This is a genomic window from Klenkia sp. PcliD-1-E, from assembly GCF_024124375.1.
Lineage (GTDB): Bacteria > Actinomycetota > Actinomycetes > Mycobacteriales > Geodermatophilaceae > Klenkia.
The window spans coordinates 1-1240 of the sequence record NZ_JAMXRZ010000256.1 but is presented as its reverse complement, the minus strand read 5'-3'; the positions used below and the strand labels follow the sequence as shown (position 1 = coordinate 1240).

Annotated in this window: 1 protein-coding gene; it reads right to left on the bottom strand. The window is 70.5% G+C overall.

The annotated features are described in order from the left end of the window. Nucleotides 1-7: 7 nt before the first annotated feature. The gene (locus tag NH342_RS23000; RefSeq protein WP_253018706.1) at nucleotides 8-1063 is read right to left on the bottom strand and encodes an IS30 family transposase; all 1056 of its coding nucleotides are present in this window, start codon (nucleotides 1061-1063) and stop codon (nucleotides 8-10) included. Nucleotides 1064-1240: the final 177 nt, after the last annotated feature.

The following is a 1240-nucleotide window of genomic DNA, read 5'->3' as shown; positions in this document are numbered from 1 at the left end:
GGTGGGTTCAACCGGTCGTTGCATCACCGGTTGGTTGAGGGGCTGAGAGTAGGTCGTTGAGGGCTTCTGCGGGGGTTCTCCATCCGAGGGTCTGGCGGGGTCGTCCGTTGAGTTCGGCGGCGACCACCGCCAGGTCCGTGGGGGTGTGCACGCCCAGGTCGGTGCCTTTGGGGAAGTACTGGCGCAGCAGTCCGTTGGTGTTCTCGTTGCTGCCGCGTTGCCATGGTGAGTGCGGGTCGCAGAAGTAGATGGGCAGGTCAGCGGCCAGGGTGATCTGGGCGTGGCGGCGCATCTCCAGGCCTTGGTCCCAGGTCAGGGACAGCCGCAGGTGCTTGGGCAGCTGACCCATCGCGGCCACGATCGCCTCTTGCAGCGCCACCGGGTCGGGTTTTCTGGCGGGTAGGTGCAGCAGCAGGCAGAAGCGGGTGGTGCGCTCGACCAGGGTGCCGATGAAGGACCGGTTGGCTCGCCCGGCGATGAGGTCGCCTTCCCAGTGCCCGGGCACGGCGCGGTCTTCGACCTCGGCGGGCCGTTCACTGATCATGACCTTGCCGGGGATGCGGCGGTCGGGATCGGAGCGGGCGTCGGTGCGGCGGCGGGGGCGGCGGATGGCCCGCCCGGTGCGCAGGCAGGTGGTGAGTTCTCGGCGCAGCAGTCCGCGGCCTTGGATGTAGAGGGTCTGGTAGATCGCCTCGTGGGAGGCCCGCATCGCCGGCTCTTCGGGGAACTCCAGCGCCAGGCGCATGGCGATCTGCCGCGGGGAGTACCTGCGTTCCAGGTCGGCCTGCACCCGCTCCCGCAGCGGCTCGTGAGCCAGCTTCAGCGGCTTGGGCCGCGCCCCTCGGGCCTCGGCATCACGCTGGGCGGCCACCGCCCGGTAGGGCCGGCCCGGATGGGCCAGCGCCCACAGCCCCAGCTCGCGACTGACGGTGGAGGACGCCCGGCCCAGCCCAGCGGCGATCTGCCGGGCCGAGGCACCTGAGGCGATCCCGATCGCGATCTCCTCCCGCTCGGTCAACGACAGGAACCGACCCGAGGGATCATCAGTGGGCAGCGGTGGCACCCCGCCAGCTTCCCGGAACCAGCCCCGACCAGTCGCATCCCCGACCCGGGCCCGCTGAGAGGCTGACGCAACGGTCAGCCCCTCAGCGATCCCCGACCAGAACACCCGCATGTTCGCCCGAGTCGCCACGAGCCCCACCCCTCAGCTGGGGTGATGCAACGACCGGTTGACACCGAG